Annotated in this window: 5 protein-coding genes; all 5 read right to left on the reverse strand. The window is 63.1% G+C overall.

From position 1 onward, the window contains the following. Window positions 1-383 (reverse strand): ESPR domain-containing protein (locus tag AC1DOC_RS21830; RefSeq protein WP_478130466.1); only part of this gene is annotated, 383 nt, incomplete at its 3' end. A 465-nt stretch (window positions 384-848) separates the two neighbouring features. Further along, window positions 849-977: a hypothetical protein gene (locus AC1DOC_RS21835; protein ID WP_268969341.1), complete on the reverse strand. Its 129-nt coding sequence runs from the start codon at window positions 975-977 to the stop codon at window positions 849-851. A 36-nt stretch (window positions 978-1,013) separates the two neighbouring features. Beyond that, window positions 1,014-1,226: a hypothetical protein gene (locus tag AC1DOC_RS21840; protein WP_208856273.1), complete on the reverse strand. Its 213-nt coding sequence runs from the start codon at window positions 1,224-1,226 to the stop codon at window positions 1,014-1,016. Window positions 1,227-1,693: 467 nt separating this feature from the next. Continuing rightward, window positions 1,694-2,737, reverse strand: coding sequence for a relaxase/mobilization nuclease domain-containing protein (locus tag AC1DOC_RS21845; RefSeq protein ID WP_478130467.1), 1,044 nt, complete (start codon window positions 2,735-2,737; stop codon window positions 1,694-1,696). A 55-nt stretch (window positions 2,738-2,792) separates the two neighbouring features. Then, window positions 2,793-3,374 (reverse strand): hypothetical protein, encoded by a 582-nt coding sequence (locus tag AC1DOC_RS21850; protein WP_436311640.1) that lies wholly within the window; start codon window positions 3,372-3,374, stop codon window positions 2,793-2,795. Window positions 3,375-4,231: the final 857 nt, after the last annotated feature.

Below are 4,231 nucleotides of genomic sequence, written 5' to 3' on the forward strand. Positions count from 1 at the left end.
AACCCGCCGAGCTGGCTCTGCACATTGGTGCGGCTGTTGTTCAGGATGGCGCCGTTGGGCGCCACGTTGAACTGCTGGTACACATTGCGCGAGACACCGGCGGCGCTGGGCGTCTGGATGTTGATGAGCGGCACGCCGTTGGGCGCGACCAGCACCGTGGGCCGCAGGTTGGCGGGAACGTTGGGCGCGCCGACGATCTGGGCTTCTCCAGGAAGCGCGACCAGTGCACCGAGCAACGCGACAGCCTTCACCGCGGCGCCCGCGCCGCCGGGCCCGCCCGTGGGTTTGGATTTGCCCTTCCCCGTGCTGCTGGCTGTTTCTTGCACCACCATCCGCATGCCTCTGGCGGCGTTGAAGATGATGCGATGCAGATAACGATTCATTGTTCGGCGCTCCCTCGGTGTTGTCTGCTTGCGACGTCTTTTGTGACAAGACGCACGAGACGGGGAGCGATTATGCGGAACGGGTGCGCGAGGACGCGCGGTACAAATTCACAGATCCGACCTGTTCGCGAGACCGCCGGCCGAACGTAATCAATACGGCCTACATTTCGCTGCGGGATGTGTGGGTCCAATACGACGAATGGTCGCCCGCAGCATTGCGGGATGCGTTTGCGCACTCCCAACGCGATCCGACAAGTGCCGACGACGACGACCGCGTGTCGGGCGACACGACCAACTGGCTCCCGGAGCCAGTTGCTGACGTCGCTTGATACCGCGACTGAAATGAGGCGGCGATGGCGGCGCGGGTGAGGTGCCGCAACAGCCACACCGAGGGTATTGCCTCAGCCCCGATAGCCGACACGGACCCGGTCGGCGTGCAGTCGCAGCAACCGAAAGTCCGCCCCTTCATTCTGGGAGAGAGATTCGAACGGACTTGGTTTCCTCGACAAGCTTGGCCAGCAGCAGAACGCGGGTGTTGATCTCTGCAAATTGATAGTTTTGTAAGCCGCCCCGTGATGCGCTAAGTGCGTCCACGTGGAAAAACTCAGTTCGCCCGCCGAAGGTCATCTATCAAATACGCGCCGCCAGTGTGTTGAGCATGTTGGCGAGGCCGGTATCCGCTGAACTGTAGGGATGGTCAAAGTGCTCAATTTGCAGCCACTGTGCTTCTTGGCCGAGATGAACGTACTTCTCAAAGTCATCGACCGGCAATACTTGATGTGGATGTACGCCAGGGACAAACCGAAGGTTTTTTGTCTCGCCTTGCCAAGTGATGTATTCCACTTCCGCAAACCAGGGGGGCGCGACGCCCTCGTCCACCAATAAGCGCGCGATCTTCCTGAACCGTTCTTCCTTGACAGTGGGGTGAACATGACGATGCGGGGAAAAAGTTCAGCGCAACGATTCAGGAATCCAGCCAGACCTGGCCACGGTATCTGGCTCATCGCATTTGAGATCAATGTGCCTTCGAGATCGAGAGCAAGGACGTAGCTTTTCATGAATGGACGTTGATCGGTCACAAAACTCCGGACTTTGGCCGCATTCGCCCTTACCAATTTCGCACACGACTGGGTCAGGTGGCGTCATTCTTCAGCGAGGCCAAGACAAGGCACGTCCGCAGGCAGGGCAGCTCGAAAGCTTGCAGCTGTGAGGGACCTCGGTGCGCGCGAAGTTGCGGGGCATCCAATCGCACGAAGGTTCACGTGCCACAGCCGCAAGCCTTGCCTCACCAGTCGCACGAGCGCAGCCATTCACCGAATCTTTGGCAGCATGGGCTGGTCCTTCGCGTGCTCCAGCACTCGACTTCTCTCCGCCCCTCTCCAACGCTCCGCCAATCGCTGCGCTTCGGTCTGCACGTCCGGCATTCGTGCGACGAAATGATCCACTTGGTCGGCAAGACTTGTCTCGCCCCGTCTGCGAAGCGCATCTGCTGTGGCGCGCCAATCTGCGACCACTGCCCGCCGGGTGTTTCGCATCTTCTCTTGGCCGTCATCCACGGCGCCTCGCCCCGAACCCAGCGCCTGGAGCAGGCTCTCCAGCTTGGCGCGCATGAAGGTCGAGGTCTTCGGCGGCCGATGCCCGGTCCGGTCACTGGGCGGCAGTTGGCCGAATGCCCGCAGCGCGCGGAGCCGATGATGGATCGCATCCCTGTATGGCTTGCGGGTCTGCCCGCGCACTTGGCGCGGTGTGGCATTGGCCGCCACCCCCTGCTCACGCATCAGCGCGGCGAACTGCTCGCGCCACTGGCGCAGCGTGTCCTTGCGGATGTAGAGGCGCTTGCCGGGCTCGAACTCGTGCTCGCACTTGACCACCAGGTGCACATGCGGGTGCGGTTGATCGGTGTGCAGCACCATGGCGTAGCGATATTGCAGCGCGAAGTTCTCGCGCGCGAAGACGCGGGCGGCCGCCCGTACCTTGTCCGGCGGCGTGCCGGCGGGCATGGACAGGACGATGTTGTGCACCAGCTTCGCACGCGTGTCTTTCTGCCCCGGCGCGGGTCTTGGCTTGTACTGGCTTCTGCAAAGCTCGAGCTGCCAGTCGGCCGTGATCTCCTTGGGAGCGCCCCGGCCCTGCTGGACCAGTCCCTCGTCGGTGTCGATCGGCAGCTTGCCRTGCCGGCCGATGTAGCGCAGATGGGCCTCGACGCCGCCGAYRTCCCGSCCGCCGCCGGAGACCTTCACCATCACCTCGGGCGTGCGCCCCACGGTGCGCTGGATCTGCGCGATCTGGTCGGCGCCGARGCGCAGCKKGCCGCCCGGYCCWCGCCGRCCGTAGCTCACGATGTCCAGGGTCATGTCGCGCGGCGCATCGGCCGCGCCGSGGCTGCTTYKGCYTGCGCGCATCCTCTGTTCAGGCATGGGCCCTCCCGCCGCCGGTCTCCCAGCTGATGAGGTTGCGCCGCACGATGGCGGCCGTGGCTTCGCGTGCCACCTCGACTTCCCGCCGGACCGACGCGATCGCTTCGCCGAGGTCCGGTGCCACCGACTCGGGCAGCGTGTTCGGCATGCCGAACATTCGAAGCTGTCGTTGCAGCGCMGCCAGTCGGGCGCCGGTCACTTTGATGTGATCGAGTTCGTTCGGCGGCAGCACGGCCGCGTCACGCACATGGTTGTGGATCAGCAGGGCCAGGTAGCTGGCTGTCTTCATCCCGCGTGAGTGGGCCCGCTGTGCCGCCAGCGCGCGGTCGCCTTTGCGAAGCCGCAGCGTGACGCGGTCCGCCAGGCCAACCTCGTTTTCCGATTCGCGTGGGGAGCGCTGTGCGCCCGAGCCCGGCGAGATGTCGCCGTGGGTCTTGAGCACTTCGTCGACCATCTTCGCAAGCAGAGTCGACGCACTGAGGTGATGCCGCGCGGCCAGCGCGGCGAACTGCGCCCTCATCTCGGGCGGCACCCGGGTGGCAATCACGCGGCTTGATCGAGTGGTCTTGGTCATTGCAACGCTGTGGCCGTAAACAATGTCTGACGTCAGTCTATCCTGCCCTMATAGCYGCACAAGGACTTTGCCCTCGGAATTCCARCGTCGAACTCCCCTCGCCGTTTCGCCGCTCCCGGAGCGTTGCGGTCGATCGGCAGTTCGGAGCYCYCCATCGATGTTCGGCATGCCGAACATTACGGAGTAGACSGAACGATCCCGCCCTCGTAGCCGCACATGGACTTTGCCCTCGGATTCCAGCGTCGAGTTCACCTCGCCGTTTCGCGGCTCTGGAGCCTTGCAGTCGATCGGCAGTTCGGGGCCCTCCATCGATGTTCGGCATGCCGAACATTACGGAGGCAGACGGAACGATCCCGCCCTCGTAGCTGCATAAGGACGTTGCCCTCGGAATTCCAGCGTCGAGCTCACCTCGCYGTTTCGCAGCTCCGGAGCGTTGCCSTCGATCGACAGCKCGAAGRCCWCCATCAATGTTCGGCATGCCGAACATYRCGGARGTAGACGGAACGATCCCGCCCTMATRGCCGCACMAGGACGTTGCCCTCGGAATTCCAGCGTCGAGCTCGCCTCGCCGTTTCGCGGCTCCGGAGCSTTGCCGTCGATTGCCCTCGAAGTTTCGACGTCGTCCTGCGACCGCCACCTCCAGGCTACAGAAACCGAAAATTCATTCCGCTCGCGAAGCAAGCCCACACGGCCGCTGTATAAATTTCCTCGGCTCAATCAAAGGGAATATCTCCGCTGTCGATAGTCGTTTGAGGCTTCCTCGGTGTTCGGCACGCCGAACACGAGAGAAAGCTACGGACAGAGAGGTGATTTCGGCACACAGCTAATTCGGGGGACCATCGAAAGGACATCCGCAT

Source organism: Variovorax sp. 01T439_2, assembly GCF_056398445.1.